Source organism: Pseudoalteromonas aurantia 208 (assembly GCF_014858725.1).
In the GTDB taxonomy this organism is placed as follows: domain Bacteria; phylum Pseudomonadota; class Gammaproteobacteria; order Enterobacterales; family Alteromonadaceae; genus Pseudoalteromonas; species Pseudoalteromonas aurantia.
This window is the reverse complement of record NZ_AQGV01000011.1, coordinates 133,969-149,301: the sequence shown is the minus strand read 5'-3', so window position 1 is coordinate 149,301 and position 15,333 is coordinate 133,969. Positions and strand designations below refer to the sequence as shown.

Here is a 15,333-nt window from a genome sequence, read left to right as displayed (position 1 = left end):
CTGAATCAAGTTCAGGACGACGATAAAGCTCAAATTAAGAACCGCGGTAATATCGAACTTCGCAACGACGATAAAGTTAAAACTCAGGCCGACGATACTATTTCACTATATCGTCTTTCTGATTCTATATCGTCTTTCTGACGTAGGTCAGAATCCACGCTCAACTTATTACCGCACAACAGCGAATAGACCCTGAAACCAATTCAGGCCAACGATAAAGTAAAAAATTAAAAACCGCGGTAATATTGAACTTCGCAACGACGATAAAGTTAAAACTCAGGGCGACGTACTGTTTCACTATATCGTCTTTCTGATTCTATATCGTCTTTCTGACGTAGGTCAGAATCCATATGCAACTAAGAATGTTCTCGCTCGCCCTATTTGCCCACGGCTTCCTTCGCAAACAATGTTTTTATCGGTCCCAAATTATCCACTAGGCTTAGGCCCACTCCACGTAATAATTTTTTAACCGGATGCCCGCCTTCAAATAACTCTTTTAAGCCTTGCATCATGGCAATGTGTTTTTGCGCATCGAGCTTACGACTTCGCTCATACTCACGAAGTGTGCGCATGGACGCAAATTCCCCATCTTGAGTTAAACACGTAATTAATGAAGCCGCATCTTTAAGCCCTAAGTTCATCCCTAACCCAGCCAACGGGTGAATAGTATGTGCTGCATCCCCCATCAATACGACTTTGCCACTAAGCCATTGCTGAGCATAGCGCATTTTTAGTGGAAAAACGGCTCTATCGTCTGCCACTTCGCACAAGCCACATTGGCTATCTATTGCGACATTTAGTGCTTTATTAAATTCAGTAGCAGGTAACGCCATTAAGCGCTTAGCCTCTTCAGGTGAGGTCGACCATACAATAGAATGATGATGTGCATCATTTAAGGGTAAAAATGCCAACGGTCCAGTATCTAAAAATATTTGCCGTGCCGTGGCATTATGCGGTTGTTGCGTTTTAACCGTTGCCACAATCGCATTGTGGTCATAATCCCAAAACGTCAGAGGCATTTTAAACTGGGTTCGTATCGCCGAGTTTGCTCCATCTGCAGCGACCAGTAATTTGGCCATCACCGGCATCCCCGATTCCAACGTGATCAATACATCACTATCGGTTTGGTGAATTGCTTGATAACGGGTCTCAAAACATAAGGTGGCACTAGGTTGTTGCTGTAAAGCCACAAATAGCCCAAAACGGATTGCGTCATTTTCAATAATATGACCAAGCTCAGGTAAATCTAATTCCGCACTATTAAATGTAATTTTTCCAAAGCTGTCTTGATCCCGAACATCCATATGCGTGTATGGTATCGCGCGCATTGCACTAATACTTTGCCATACATCCAGAGACTCAAATAAAGTTTGACTCGCAAGGCTTATTGCGCTCACTCGATTTGCAAAACTATCAGCCAAAGGCTGTGGCTCACAACCACTATCTATCACTATGACACTAATATTTTTTTTCGCTAACCCCAATGCCAGAGTTAACCCTACGGCACCACCACCAACAATACAAACTTGCGCTTGTTGCATTACTTGTTTCCTTTTCTCACATGACCCATTAATTGCTTCGCCAACGGGCTTTTTAAGCGTGTAGACAATGCCATCGCCAGCAAACCACAGTTGCGGCCCAGCGCAACCAATCGCGACCTATTTGAAAATAATCTAACGAGCCCATCAGTTAATGTCATCACATGATCAATATCCGCGAGCCGGCTTTGCTCAAATTCATGCGTAAATGCAAACTCACCCAACGCCTCTCTAGGGTACTTTTCTATTAACAATACGAGCGATTGAATATCACGTACACCAAGGTTAAACCCCTGCCCTGCAATTGGATGAATTGCATGTGCAGCATTCCCTATCACCACAGCGCGGTGATGAACGACACGGTCAACCTTGCCCAGCACAAGTGGGTACTGAGCTCTTACGCCTACTTGGGTAAAAATACCAGCACGAAAACCGAATGCACTTTGTAGTGCCTCTATAAACTGCGTACCTGTCATAGTTTGATATTCGTGCAGCTGATCACGGTGCATACACCACACTAATGAGTAGCGATCTTTACTCATAGGTAACAACGCCATCGGGCCATGTTCAGTAAAACGCTCAAATGCCTGACCATCATGCCCACCAGCCACTTCAACATTCGCAATTAATGCGCCTTGTTCATACGCCTTACTCGTAAACCCTAACTGCAACTTATCCCGTGTTGGCGACTTAGCGCCATCAGCTAGTACCAGCAACTTGCTACTCAATAAATCACCCGTTGTGAGCGTCACACTCACATGGTCTATTCTCTGCTCCAACTGGGCCACATTGGCTGGACAAAACATACCAATATCTGCACTTTGCAGCTGTCGATGTAATTCATTACCATACGGGTTGACTTCCACCACATACCCTAGCGCATCACAGTTATAATGTTGATGATCTATATCAGTTTTTCCAAAGTGGCCCCGATCAGACACATGGACTTGATGTATGGCTTGTGCAAATGACCACTGTGGATTAAATAACCCAAACTGCTTTAAATACGATACAGATTGCTCTGCCAATGCAATACTGCGATCGTCAAAGCTAGGATGTGCTTGCCCTTGAGGTTCAAAGGCTTCAATAACACCAATGTGATATGTGGGGCATTGTTTTTTGATTGCCAAGGCAGCGGTTGCACCAGCCATACCGCCCCCTACAATTAATACATCAAACTGTTGCAACCGATTCTCCTACTGTTGCATTAGCGCTTCTATCTCTGCAATGGTTTTTGGGACACCCGCAGTTAAGTTTTCAAAACCATCATGAGTGATAAGCAAATCATCTTCAATTCGTATACCAATACCTTGAAACTGCGAGGGAACTTGCGCATCTTCATCAAAATACAAACCAGGCTCAATCGTCAACACCATGCCTGGCTCAAATGGTCTGTCAGCTTCATCTAATTTATATTCACCAACATCATGCACATCTAGACCTAACCAATGGCCTAAGCCATGCATATAAAAAGCTTTGCAAGCTTGTTTGTCTAAGAGTGTATCTAAATCGCCCGCTAAAATACCGAGGTCGATCAAACCTTGCGTCATTACTTTCATCGCAGCATGATTTGCTTTAACTAAAGTACCGCCCGGTTTTACCTGTTGAAATGCCGCCTCTTGAGAAGCCAATACCAGCGCATACAGTGCTTTTTGTGGTTCACTAAACTGCCCTGAAACAGGAAAGGTGCGTGTAATGTCAGCGGCATACCCTTCAAGTTCACACCCTGAATCGATTAAAACAAGGTCACCACTGTGTAACTGGTCGCAATTCTCAGTGTAATGTAAAATATTGGCGTTATTCCCCGAACCAACAATCGTGCCATACGCTGGGTGGCGTGCACCATTCATTGCATAATGATGATGTATTTCAGCTTCAAGCTGATACTCTGTTGCATCCGCAGAGGCAAAACGCATTGCGCGTTTGTGTGCATCACAACTAATTTGTGCAGCTTTGCGCATCACTGCTATTTCTGCGTTTGATTTAAACAATCGCATTTCATGCAAAATAGGTCGAATATCTTTGATAATTTCAGGTGCTCGATAGCCTTTTTTAGGGGCGCCCCTTAATGTATTCATAATGGACCAGATTTTATCATCAAATGCTGGGTAGGTACCTTGGCCGTAATACAGAATACGATTACCGTTAATCAAGTCTAAAAGTGTGTCATCTAACTCGCTCAAAGGAAAAGTATCATCAAGCAATAAATCTTGTTTTGCCCGCTCAAACCCCATTCTTCGGCCGTGCCAAATTTCGGCTATTTTGTCCTTATTCCGGCAAAATAAGCTGCTTTTACCTTTGCCATTGCTATCTTTACTCAGCACGAGAACCGCATCTGGTTCATTGAAACCCGTTAAATAGAAAAAATCACTGTCTTGCCTAAATGCATATTCGGTGTCTCTGCTGCGCGTTAGCTCTACTGCGGCGGCAATAACCGCAACTGAACCGGCATCTAACTCTGCAAGCACGCGAGTGCGGCGCTCTAAAAATTCATGTGTTGTGATCATCAGTGTAGCGTCTTTGAAGTTGTGCCAGCATCTGGCTCTTTACCCATTTCAGCAAAACACAGTAGTGCCGAAACCCGAATGTATTCAATGATTTCGTGCAGCGCTTGTTGGTCTTCTTCACTGTCATCGAAATGTGTATCTAGTTTGGTGATCTCAGTAAAGTCACTGATCACTTCTTTTACATCAGCCGACAACTTACCATAATCTTTTTGCTTTAAACCAAACCCAAGTAAGAAGCCTGATACCCAACCTACCAGCGCATTTGCTTGGTCGAGCAGCGATTCGTCTTCGCTTGGTAAAAATAGGTCGAACTGAAATTCACTTTCATTAAAGTGCTCAATAACATGCTTATACATTTCAGCAAAAAACTGCTTCAGTTCTTCACTGAAGTTTTGACCTTCATTAAACACATCACTGAGTAAGCCCAAATATTCTTTTGCTTCAATATTTAGACCGCAAGCTAATAAACCACTGATGGCACCATGTACTTCAGCAGGGGCTACATAAATGTCGTTTTTTTCTAGCACCAATTGGGCTTGGGTATAATCTTTTAATTCGCTCATCAGTATTTCTTACACTCACAATTTAGTTTGTTAATGCTACCACTCGAAGTATAGCAACTCCAAGCAATTGTATGTGCTAGGTTAAAAATCAAACTCGTCGTTTAGTAAACTAGCAATACAGCATAAATTAGCAGCAAACAGCGAAGTATTTTGCATTTTAGGTTTCTACTGAGGCAGATGTTTTATATACTGAATAAGTTCCCTAGCTCGTTGGACAGCCGATTAAGTCCCTGAGCCGATAAACTTTATTTAGGGACGTAGTTTGCTTACTTTTGTGCAAGCTCGGCATGTACCGAGAAGCCTACGGTAAGCTGTTGCGTTCCGCCTTGAACCTTAGGGTTCGAGGGCTGACATCAGCATCCGCGTCGCTGGGGCACACCACTTTCAATACCTTCTTACCTTCTTAGCTTATTTTAAACCGCATAACGCGATAAATAACGTATGCATTTGCCAATGCAATCGACTTTCAATACATCGCACTTAACGCGACGTCAAATACCGCGTAACAGCTTGAATTTATATCTCAAACCACGTAGAAAATAAGCATAAAATATAGCAACTAGATAAAATAGTTACTCAATTAGCCTCACACTAACGCGTTTTCTTGTGAAAAGTGCAGCATTGGCTTACGATTAGGCTAACGTGCATTAAGAATGGCTACTCATGCAGCTCAACCATACGGATATATTTGTAAAGCAATGAAAACAAGTAAGTTAAGTATTAAGTTGTTATGGTACATCACCCCCTTGGTGATCTTGCCTTTGCTGTTTCTTGGTGGATTTACACTCACAAATGTGACGAGCTCAACACAAAAACAAGCCAAACTTACCGTGAGTCGCTTTGTTGAACAACAACAACAAAAAATGTTCAATTACATTGAAATATACCAATCTACAACAAAGCTTTTGTCTAACTCTCCGGTTTTGATGGATTTTCTTAACCAAACCAATGTAGATACGGTTTCCAATACCTCTAAACTCAGCGCATTAGTGGACGTATTTGCCAGCTACAGTGAAGCCTACCCAGACATTTTAAGTATTAATTTGGTGGGGCCAAAAGGAAATAGTAAAGCGTATCACGCAAATAACTTGAGCCAAGCGCCAGTAAGCTACCCTTTTTTCAGTCAAGTCATTAATAACAATCTCAGACAACAACAATTTATGGTGGCAACAGCCAAAGGCACTACACACCTCTACTTTGTGCAGCGCATATATGGTGTAAATTTACAATTAAAACAACCGAATCAGCAAGGTTATATTATTGTTCGCGTTGACCCATCTATTATCAATTCAAGTATTTTTGAATCGGCTTATGACAATACCTTAAACTTACTCGTGACTGATGGCGGTGAAATTCTTTTCAGCTCAGACAAACAACTATTCAGCAACTACTTGTCACCTGATGAAATTGAACAAATACATGAAGTTGCCGATAAAGGCACACTCAACGCTATAAACTTAGAAAGTATCGATAATGTTGAACGTATGCTCTATGCCGTGCAACTCAGCGGAGGGTATTACTATTTATCCACGATACCGAAATCTTTACTCTACCATTCAGGTAAAGCCATTAGCTTAATTACAGCACTGATTGTTATTCTGTCAGTCATTATATTACCCATTCTCATTTTTATCGTGGTGCGTAATTTACTCCTCAACCCCATTGAATTATTAGGTGAAGCAAGTCATCGTGTGGGCGATGGCGATTTGTCAGTTTACCTACCAACACAAGGTAATGATGAGGTTGGCACCTTGTTCCACGACTTTAATCACATGGTGAAACAAATCAGAGACTTCCAAGGTGAGTTGGAAGAATATAAGCATCACCTAGAAGAGAAAGTCGACAACCGTACTCGCGCATTAGAAGAAATGAACAAACAGCTTGGTGGTGCGATTACACAAGCCAAACAGGCCAATGAACTTAAGAGCCGATTTTTAGCCAATATGAGTCATGAGATCCGAACGCCTTTGACGGCCATCATGGGCTTTACTGAGCAACTTTTACACAACCCAGATGCGCAAGGTACTCGTCATCACTTAGATACTGTGTTACGAAACTCAAAACATCTATTAGAACTCATAAACAATATCCTAGACTTATCCAAAATTGAGGCTGAAAAACTCGCTGTTGAACAAAATGCGCTGGAATTACAACCTTTACTCGAAGATATTGATTCCATTATGGCACCTATGGCGCAAGAGAAGTTATTGTCATTCTCTATTGATTACCAATTCCCGTTACCTAAAGTAATGCACAGTGATATTACCAGACTCAAGCAAATCCTCTTAAACATCGCAACCAATGCCGTGAAGTTTACTGAGTTTGGCGGCATAAAGATCACAGTGTCCTTTAATGAAACTCTGCAGCAATTTCAATTTGTTGTCGAAGACACCGGCATTGGTATGTCTCAAGCTGAAATCAATCGTGTATTTAAGCCTTTTGAGCAAGCCGATAGCACAACCACTCGACGCTTTGGTGGTACTGGCTTGGGGCTATGTATTTCCAAAAATTTAGCTCAACTATTGGGTGGCGACGTTGAGGTGCACAGTGAGCAAGGTGTTGGGAGTCGATTTACAATCCATATTGCAGGTAATTATCAATGTAGCGACTATGAACTGACCTATGAGCTATCTAAGTCGATACCTGAGCAAGACATTTCTCAAGAGCTATCTAATACTCACATAGATGCCCATATTTTACTTGCTGAAGATAATCCAGATAACCAAGTATTAGTGACGCTCCTCTTACAAGCTTGGGGGATCACGCCCGATATTGCCAATAATGGGGCTGAAGCGGTAGAGAAAGCGCTCGTCAATGATTACAACCTGATTTTAATGGACATGCAAATGCCGGTTATGGGCGGGCTTGAAGCCACTGAAATGCTCAGACATGCCGCCTACGATGGGCCTATTATCGCGCTCACTGCTAATGTAATGAAACAAGACGTTGATACTTACCTCGCGGCAGGTTGTAATGAAACGCTCGGTAAGCCTATTGATAAAACAGAGTTAGGTGCAGTACTTCTCGAACACCTTCAACTTGAAGATGCCAGCCAGTCTCAATGGGATTCTTTATTACAAAGTGAAAAGTTCATGCAGATCAGTCAAAACTACATTGCAAAGCTGCCTGAGTACTTAACCCAACTTGAGTCTTATTATGACAATCAAGAATGGGAGTCTCTCAGAGCCCTTTCGCACAGTTTAAAGGGTAGCGCTGGTTGCTTTGGTTTTATGAATATTCACAGTGCTGCTGATGACTTAGAGCAAAGCTTACGGACAAACAATCAAGCGCAATGGCAATATGCGTTACTCAACTTAACTGAAGCCATTAAATACACACTGAAAAATCAACAATCACTTAAAGTCGCCAACTGAACCTAATCGATAATATGCCTATTCTGTGTGCTATTAGGATGCACGTACAGACTTTAATTATCCCATCATAAAGCTGAGGGCGAGTGCCATGAGTATTGCGTCTTCTTTACCTTGTGTGCTCGGGTAATAATCCTTACGTATCCCCACTTCGGTAAACCCTGCTTGAGTATATAAACCAATTGCAGCAACATTCGATGCGCGTACTTCTAAAAATACATTCTCGGCTGACATTGTTTCACTGCGTGCCACAAAGTCATGAAGCAACGCTTTTGCTAACCCTCGACCTTGATATGCCGGTGTAATACAAATATCCATTAAGGTATTATCGGGCCCTGCACGCTCGCCAATGTAAAAGCCAACCAATTTTTCATCACAATACAGTGCACCGTTAAAATAACGGCCCGCCAAACAAGTTTGCATGGTATTTTCAGACCAAGGGAACCCGTGACAAGCACGCTCTATGGTCATCAACTCATTGAGTGTTAGCGTTGCCAACATATCGTGCTTAATTTCAGTATTCACTTAGTAGTTTCCATAATTGACGCTTTTGCTGCGAGTTCAGCTGTGCACTGGGAAGCAAAAGGTGCTTTTCGGTTATGCCAACATCAGCACCTTGGTAAATGACGCTCAAATCAATTAAGGAGTCGGCCAATTGTATATCACTCAACAGTTGAGGATTGAGCGTCAATACGGTCTGCGTATTCGAACCGGTACCAGTATGATCCGCTTGTTTTAATCTCAAAGGTGTAATTTCTAGAACTTCAGCATGCAATGGGTGCATAAAAACCTGCGAATATATAAAACTGAATGTGACTTTAGGGTATAAAATATGAAGTAAAAAAGGAAGTGGCAGGGGCGGCAGGACTCGAACCCGCAACCATCGGTTTTGGAGACCGCTGTTCTACCAATTGGAACTACGCCCCTGCAATGACGACGAATTATAGAGATGTTTTATAAAAGGTAAAGCGTTATTTCATAAATTACGCTTCAACTGCTTCTTAAATAAACAAAAAGGCGAATATTTAACATATTCGCCTTTAATATTAGTAAACTAAGTCACTAGGGGCTGTTGATCATTGCTGTTCTATTTTTGTTCTCTTTGAGCGTGCTTTTATCGCGGCGCTTAATATGTGGCCTAGTAATCTAAGCGAATATTAAGCAACAAAGAGAAAGGGAGGCTCAAAAGAATCGGTAGGCAGCGCTTGATTGGCTTTTCTACTATGTTATCGGCTGACTCACATGGAATAACCATGCTACGCAGCCTCTACCTTGTATAAAATCCAATCAAGCTGCTGCCAAAATGAACCTGAAAGATCAACAGCCCCTAATATGTGGTTATTCCCACTCGATAGTTGCCGGTGGTTTACCTGAAATATCGTAAACAACACGCGAGATTCCATCAATCTCATTGATAATACGGTTAGAAACTAACCCTAAGAAGTCATAAGGTAAGTGTGACCAACGCGCGGTCATGAAATCAATGGTTTCAACACAGCGTAATGATACAACCCAATCATACTTACGTGCATCACCCATCACACCCACAGACTTCACTGGTAGGAATACTGTAAATGCTTGAGACACCTTATGGTAAAGGTCGGCTTTATGTAATTCTTCAATAAAGATAGCATCTGCACGACGCAATAAATCACAATACTCTTTCTTAATTTCACCAAGTACACGTACACCAAGACCAGGTCCTGGGAATGGGTGACGATAAAGCATATCGTAAGGTAAGCCGAGCTCTAAACCAATCTTACGCACTTCATCTTTGAACAATTCACGTAATGGTTCAACCAGCCCCATTTCCATATCATCTGGCAGGCCGCCAACATTGTGATGTGATTTGATCACATGTGCTTTACCTGTAGCAGACGCGGCAGACTCAATCACGTCAGGGTAGATAGTCCCTTGTGCAAGCCATTTAGCATTAACTAGTTTCTTCGACTCTTCGTCAAAAATATCAATAAAAGTATGGCCAATCGCTTTACGCTTTTCTTCAGGGTCTGATAAGCCTTCAAGGTCTTTCAAAAATTGGGCTTCAGCATCTACTTTGATGATGTTCAAACCAAATTTGTCACCAAACATATCCATGACCTGCTGACCTTCGTTTAAACGAAGCAAACCGTTATCAACAAATACACAAGTCAGTTTATCACCAATTGCACGGTTAATGAGCATCGCAACTACGGATGAATCAACCCCACCAGATAAGCCAAGGATAACTTCGTCATCCCCTACTTTTTCTTTAATACGCGCAATCGCGTCATCAATAATTTGTGCTGGCGTCCATAATTTCTCACAACCACAAATGTCGATTGCGAAACGTTCTAATAAGCGCAAACCTTGCTGCGTGTGTGTCACTTCAGGGTGGAACTGCACGCCATAGAAGCGCTTTTCTTCCCACGACATCGCAGCATGAGGGCACGTATCTGTGCGTGCTGTCGTCGTAAATGTGTCAGGAATTGAGATAACTTTATCGCCGTGGCTCATCCACACATCTAAAAAGTCAGTGCCGTCTTCAATGTGATCTTGAATTTGATCAAATAACTTACAATCGCCCACTTTCTCAACACGGGCATAACCAAACTCTTTTTTGTCAGAGCTTTCAACTAAGCCACCCAACTGCATCGCCATTGTTTGCATGCCGTAACATACGCCTAATACTGGCACGCCAGCGTTAAATACGTACTCAGGTGCTCTTGGGCTATCATCTTCAGTAGTCGACTCTGGGCCACCCGATAAAATAATACCTTGCGGATTAAATTCACGGATCTGCTCTTCGGTCACGTCCCAAGCCCATAGCTCACAATAAACACCGATCTCACGAATACGACGCGCAATTAGCTGCGTGTACTGTGAACCGAAGTCTAAAATCAAAATGCGGGAATCATGGATGTCTTTGCTCATTGATAATCTCGTAGTTAGGAAACGACTCACACCAACCGAAATAAACTACTCTGAGTTAACTTCGCTATATTGGTATCAATTTAGTAAAGCACAAAAACGAACTTTACTTAAAATTAAGAAGGGCTAGCATGCGCTAGCCCATTTACACACGCTGAATTTCAGTGTGTTAGCCCATTCTATAGTTAGGCGCTTCTTTGGTGATTTGCACGTCATGAACGTGCGACTCACCCATACCAGCAGATGTAACACGCACAAACTGTGGTTTAGTATTTAGCTCAAAAATATCAGCACATCCGGTTAGACCCATAGCACTGCGAATACCACCCACTTGCTGGTGAATGATTGTCGCAATAGGTCCCTTGTAAGCAACACGACCTTCAATGCCTTCTGGCACTAACTTTTCAGCTTGTTTAGAGTTTTGGAAGTAACGGTCTGACGACCCTTCTTTTTGATTCATAGCACCTAATGAACCCATACCACGGTATGATTTGTAGTAACGACCTTGATACAATTCAACTTCACCAGGCGACTCTTCAGTACCTGCGAGCATTGAGCCCACCATGACGCATGACGCACCTGCAACCAATGCTTTAACAACATCACCTGAGAAACGAATACCACCATCAGCAATCACTGGAATATCGCGACCTTTAAGGCCTTCAACTGCATCTGAGATAGCCGTGATTTGTGGAACACCACAACCTGTTACAATACGCGTTGTGCAAATTGATCCTGGGCCAATACCCACTTTAACCGCGTCAACACCCGCATCCGCAAGGGCAATCGCACCTTCAGCTGTTGCAACGTTACCTGCGACGATTTGTAAATCTGGAAATGCGGTACGCGTTTCTTTAACTCGGTCTAGCACACCTTGAGAGTGACCATGTGAAGTATCGATAAGCAATACATCGACACCCGCATCAACCAATGCTGCAATGCGCTCATCAGTACCTGCACCAACGCCAACGGCTGCGCCAACACGAAGACGACCTCGCTCATCTTTACATGCATTCGGCTTTTCTTGTGCCTTTTGATAATCTTTAACCGTGATCATACCTTTAAGCTTAAATGCATCATCAACAACCAAAATCTTTTCGATACGGTGCTCATGCATTAAACCAAGAATTTCTTCACGAGATGCGCCCTCTTTAACTGTCACTAACTTGTCTTTTTTCGTCATTACAGTCGAGACAGGCTGTTCAAGTTTTGTTTCGAAACGCATATCACGGCTCGTTACAATCCCTTCAAGCTGATTGTCGGCGCCAGTTACAGGAAAACCTGAAAAGCCTTTTTCTTCAGCAAGTACCAATGCGTCTTCAATGGTTAAATCTGAGGTCACCGTTACTGGAAAAGAAACAATCCCCGCTTCGTACGTTTTTACTTTACGTACGTTACGAGCTTGCTCTTCAATTGTCATATTCTTATGAATAAAACCAATACCACCTTCTTGCGCTAACGCAATCGCTAAACGCGCTTCGGTAACGGTATCCATAGAAGCAGATACAAGCGGTAAGTTCAATTCAATACCACGCGTTAAACGCGTCGATAGATTTGCGGTATGAGGTAAAACAGTAGAGTGTGCTGGAACTAATAGCACATCATCGAAGGTTAGGGCTTCTTTGGCAATTCTTAGCATGTTTGCGGTTTCTCTCACGTGGAACTGAGTATAAGGAATTGCGTGCAAATTTTATCAGCGTTCCCCATGCGAGTAAATAAATATTATCAAAAAATATGATAAAGTACTCCGCAATGGCACTTGGAGAAACTAAATTGAGCTATCAATCGCGCAGTACTATACCCCAACATGTTTATACCGTTTCTAGATTAAACAAAGAGATCCGAGCTATTTTAGAGCAAGGTTTTGCTCAAATTCAGCTTACTGGAGAAATTTCTAATTTTGTTGCCCCTGCGTCAGGTCATTGGTATTTTTCACTCAAAGATGAAAAAGCGCAGGTCAAAGCCGCAATGTGGCGCGGTAATAATCGCCAATGCAGCTATCGCCCCGTCAATGGTGCACAAGTGACATTACGCGCGCGCATCTCGGTTTATGAGCCAAGAGGTGATTACCAAGTCATCGTCGAACATATGGAGGCAGCGGGTGAAGGCCTGCTGAAACAACAGTATGATGCACTCAAGTTAAAGCTCGCAGCAGAAGGGCTATTTGGTAGTGTCCATAAAAAGCCTTTGCCTGCAAAAATCAATAAAATAGGAGTCATCACTTCTGCCACAGGCGCTGCAATTAAAGATATTTTATCCGTGCTACAGCGTAGAGCCCCACAATTAGAAGTGGTTATTTATCCCTCACAAGTACAAGGCAAAGACGCACATTATCAATTAATAGAAAAACTTCAACTTGCTAATCAACGTAACGAAGTCGATGTCATAATCATAGGTCGTGGTGGTGGTTCACTCGAAGATCTATGGTGCTTTAACGAAGAGCTATTAGCACGTGCTGTATTTGCCAGCACGTTGCCGGTGATTAGTGCGGTTGGCCATGAAATAGATACCACTATTTCAGATTACACGGCAGATTTACGAGCCGCAACGCCCTCTGCTGCTGCTGAATTAGTCAGTCCAGACCAAGAGGTTTTACTCGCTGAGGTTCAAGGTTATAAAAACCAGCTGAGTAAAGCTGCAAACAACCATATTGCACATGCAAAACAGCATGTACAAGTACTGTCTCAACGACTGAGATTGCAACACCCCAAAAACCAATTAATGCAGCAATATCAGCGTATTGATGAGCTTTCAATGCGTTTGCAGCGTGCTTTTAATCAACGTCAATACACCCTCATAAACCGTATGAGTTTACTAGAGCAAAGATTAGAACATCAACACCCTAAAGCGCACATTAACATTGCAAAGCAGCGCCTAAGTCAATTACAACAACAATTACACCGGTTACAACAACGCAAGCAAACTGAACAACAAAGCCAATTGGCTTTACTCGCTGCAAGGTTAGACAGTGTTAGCCCGTTAAGTGTACTAGCGCGAGGATATAGCATTACAAAAACAAATAAAACGGTCATAAAATCGATTGCTCAGCTCCAAAATGGCCAAGCTATAACGACACAATTTAATGACGGCATGGTACATTCTCAAATAACTAAAATCACAGCGAATTCAAAGTAGCTTTATCTAAGTGCTCGCTATTTTTATCTTGCTTGGTAGGAAAAGAGGTTGTCAGGGGCAAGGTATGTTCGAAACCGTGCCCTAGTGGCTAGTGGCTAGTGGCTAGGGCTAAGGGCTGTTGACCTTTACTGTTCTATTTTTGTTCTCTTTAAGAATGCTTTTATCGCGGCGCTTAATGTGTGGCTTAGTGATCTAAGCGAATATTAAGCAACAAAGAGAAAGGAGTACTCAAAAGAACCTGTAGGCAGCCTCTGCCTTGTATAAAAGCCAATCAAACTGCTGAAAAAATGAACCTGATAGATCAACAGCCCCTAATATAATTTAGCGGTAAAATAAGTTACAGCATCGCACTCGTGTAAGAGTCGTTCACTGACTGAGGTTGATCTTCTAAGAAATTTTGATTCATGCTTTCTGCTGGACATGGACAACTCGGTTTGCCCACCACTTTCGCAGGGATCCCCACAACCGTTGTATGTGGTTCTACGGGGTTTAGTACCACTGAACCCGCACCAATTCGAGCACCTTCCCCTACTTCAATGTTACCAAGCACTTTTGCTCCCGCTCCAATTAATACACCGGCACGTATTTTTGGATGTCGATCGCCTTGTTCATTACCTGTACCACCTAAAGTGACTGACTGCAAAATAGAAACGTTATCTTCTATGATGGCAGTTTCTCCTATGACTATACCAGTCGCATGATCAAACATAATGCCATGACCGACTTTACAAGCAGGATGGATGTCAACACCAAATACTTCGGAGGTACGGCTTTGAACAAACCTAGCCAGCTCTTTTCTGTTTTGTCGCCATAAGCAGTGGGCAAGTCGATGTGCTTGTATCGCATGAAAACCTTTCAGATTCAAAATTACTGTTAAGTAACTATCGGCAGCTGGGTCTCGATCTTTAACAGCTTTTATATCATGTGCCACATGAGTCAACATTTTGTCACAATCAACAAAGGCTTGGTCAAATAACTCTCTAATGGTAAATGCAGACACCACCGCATCTGCAAGTTTATTGGCCACAATAAAACTTAATGCAGAGCCTAAACATTCATGATTAAGCACACTAGAGTAAACATGGCTGGCGAGCAAAGGCTCTACATTGACTAATTCTTTAGCCTCTTTTTGAAGTTGTTGCCAAATTTCATGACGCATAAGGAAACCTAAATATGGAGGTAGTATTCGCTGATTCTAACGGCTAAACATAGGATATGTTACTGCTATTCAAAACCTTCTCGATATTAGTTATAACAAACTGCTCTTTGTAGAGCAATCATATCAGCGCTTTGGTCATGATGAAGTCAC

The 15,333-nt window shown here is 42.5% G+C and carries 11 protein-coding genes, 1 tRNA gene and 1 other RNA gene; 3 read left to right on the top strand and 10 right to left on the bottom strand.

The window, feature by feature from the left end:
• Positions 1 to 377 precede the first annotated feature (377 nt).
• Genes PAUR_RS03280 through PAUR_RS03265 form a run of 4 tightly spaced genes read right to left on the bottom strand, consistent with a single transcriptional unit; the run spans position 378 to position 4,608 of the window.
• The gene (locus PAUR_RS03280) at positions 378 to 1,541 is read right to left on the bottom strand and encodes an FAD-dependent monooxygenase (RefSeq protein WP_192506388.1); all 1,164 of its coding nucleotides are present in this window, start codon (positions 1,539 to 1,541) and stop codon (positions 378 to 380) included.
• On the bottom strand, positions 1,541 to 2,725 hold the full coding sequence (gene ubiH / locus PAUR_RS03275; RefSeq protein ID WP_192506387.1) for a 2-octaprenyl-6-methoxyphenyl hydroxylase: 1,185 nt from the start codon (positions 2,723 to 2,725) through the stop codon (positions 1,541 to 1,543). Before ubiH ends, PAUR_RS03280 begins: the two co-directional genes overlap by 1 nt.
• Positions 2,726 to 2,734: 9 nt before the next feature.
• Positions 2,735 to 4,045: a Xaa-Pro aminopeptidase gene (gene pepP, locus PAUR_RS03270; protein ID WP_192506386.1), complete on the bottom strand. Its 1,311-nt coding sequence runs from the start codon at positions 4,043 to 4,045 to the stop codon at positions 2,735 to 2,737.
• The gene (locus tag PAUR_RS03265) at positions 4,045 to 4,608 is read right to left on the bottom strand and encodes a UPF0149 family protein (protein ID WP_192506385.1); all 564 of its coding nucleotides are present in this window, start codon (positions 4,606 to 4,608) and stop codon (positions 4,045 to 4,047) included. Before PAUR_RS03265 ends, pepP begins: the two co-directional genes overlap by 1 nt.
• Positions 4,609 to 4,804: 196 nt before the next feature.
• On the opposite strand from PAUR_RS03265, the gene ssrS reads away from it, so the two are divergent.
• Both ssrS and PAUR_RS03255 read left to right on the top strand, forming a co-directional pair.
• A non-coding RNA gene (gene ssrS / locus PAUR_RS03260) (6S RNA) lies at positions 4,805 to 4,987 on the top strand.
• 319 nt (positions 4,988 to 5,306) lie between these two features.
• A complete protein-coding gene (locus PAUR_RS03255) occupies positions 5,307 to 7,982 on the top strand; it encodes an ATP-binding protein (RefSeq protein WP_192506548.1) in 2,676 nt (891 codons plus the stop codon).
• 57 nt (positions 7,983 to 8,039) lie between these two features.
• On the opposite strand, the gene rimI is transcribed toward PAUR_RS03255, so the two are convergent.
• From rimI to guaB, 5 genes are all read right to left on the bottom strand, one after another.
• Positions 8,040 to 8,480 (bottom strand): ribosomal protein S18-alanine N-acetyltransferase, encoded by a 441-nt coding sequence (gene rimI, locus PAUR_RS03250; protein WP_192506547.1) that lies wholly within the window; start codon positions 8,478 to 8,480, stop codon positions 8,040 to 8,042.
• Between the two features lie 13 nt (positions 8,481 to 8,493).
• On the bottom strand, positions 8,494 to 8,763 hold the full coding sequence (locus PAUR_RS03245) for a hypothetical protein (RefSeq protein ID WP_192506384.1): 270 nt from the start codon (positions 8,761 to 8,763) through the stop codon (positions 8,494 to 8,496).
• Between the two features lie 66 nt (positions 8,764 to 8,829).
• Positions 8,830 to 8,906, bottom strand: a tRNA-Trp gene (locus PAUR_RS03240).
• A 411-nt stretch (positions 8,907 to 9,317) separates the two neighbouring features.
• Positions 9,318 to 10,892 carry a glutamine-hydrolyzing GMP synthase gene (guaA, locus tag PAUR_RS03235; protein ID WP_192506383.1) on the bottom strand — a complete coding sequence of 525 codons (1,575 nt, stop codon included), beginning with the start codon at positions 10,890 to 10,892 and terminating at the stop codon, positions 9,318 to 9,320.
• 166 nt (positions 10,893 to 11,058) lie between these two features.
• Complete coding sequence (guaB, locus tag PAUR_RS03230; protein WP_192506382.1) at positions 11,059 to 12,528, bottom strand: IMP dehydrogenase; 1,470 nt, start codon at positions 12,526 to 12,528, stop codon at positions 11,059 to 11,061.
• A 113-nt stretch (positions 12,529 to 12,641) separates the two neighbouring features.
• Here guaB and xseA point away from each other — a divergent pair, with 113 nt between their 5' ends.
• Positions 12,642 to 14,024, top strand: a complete 1,383-nt coding sequence (gene xseA / locus PAUR_RS03225) for an exodeoxyribonuclease VII large subunit (RefSeq protein WP_192506381.1) — start codon at positions 12,642 to 12,644, stop codon at positions 14,022 to 14,024.
• Positions 14,025 to 14,361: 337 nt separating this feature from the next.
• Here xseA and cysE read toward each other — a convergent pair whose 3' ends face one another.
• The gene (gene cysE / locus PAUR_RS03220; protein WP_192506380.1) at positions 14,362 to 15,183 is read right to left on the bottom strand and encodes a serine O-acetyltransferase; all 822 of its coding nucleotides are present in this window, start codon (positions 15,181 to 15,183) and stop codon (positions 14,362 to 14,364) included.
• Positions 15,184 to 15,333 lie beyond the last annotated feature (150 nt).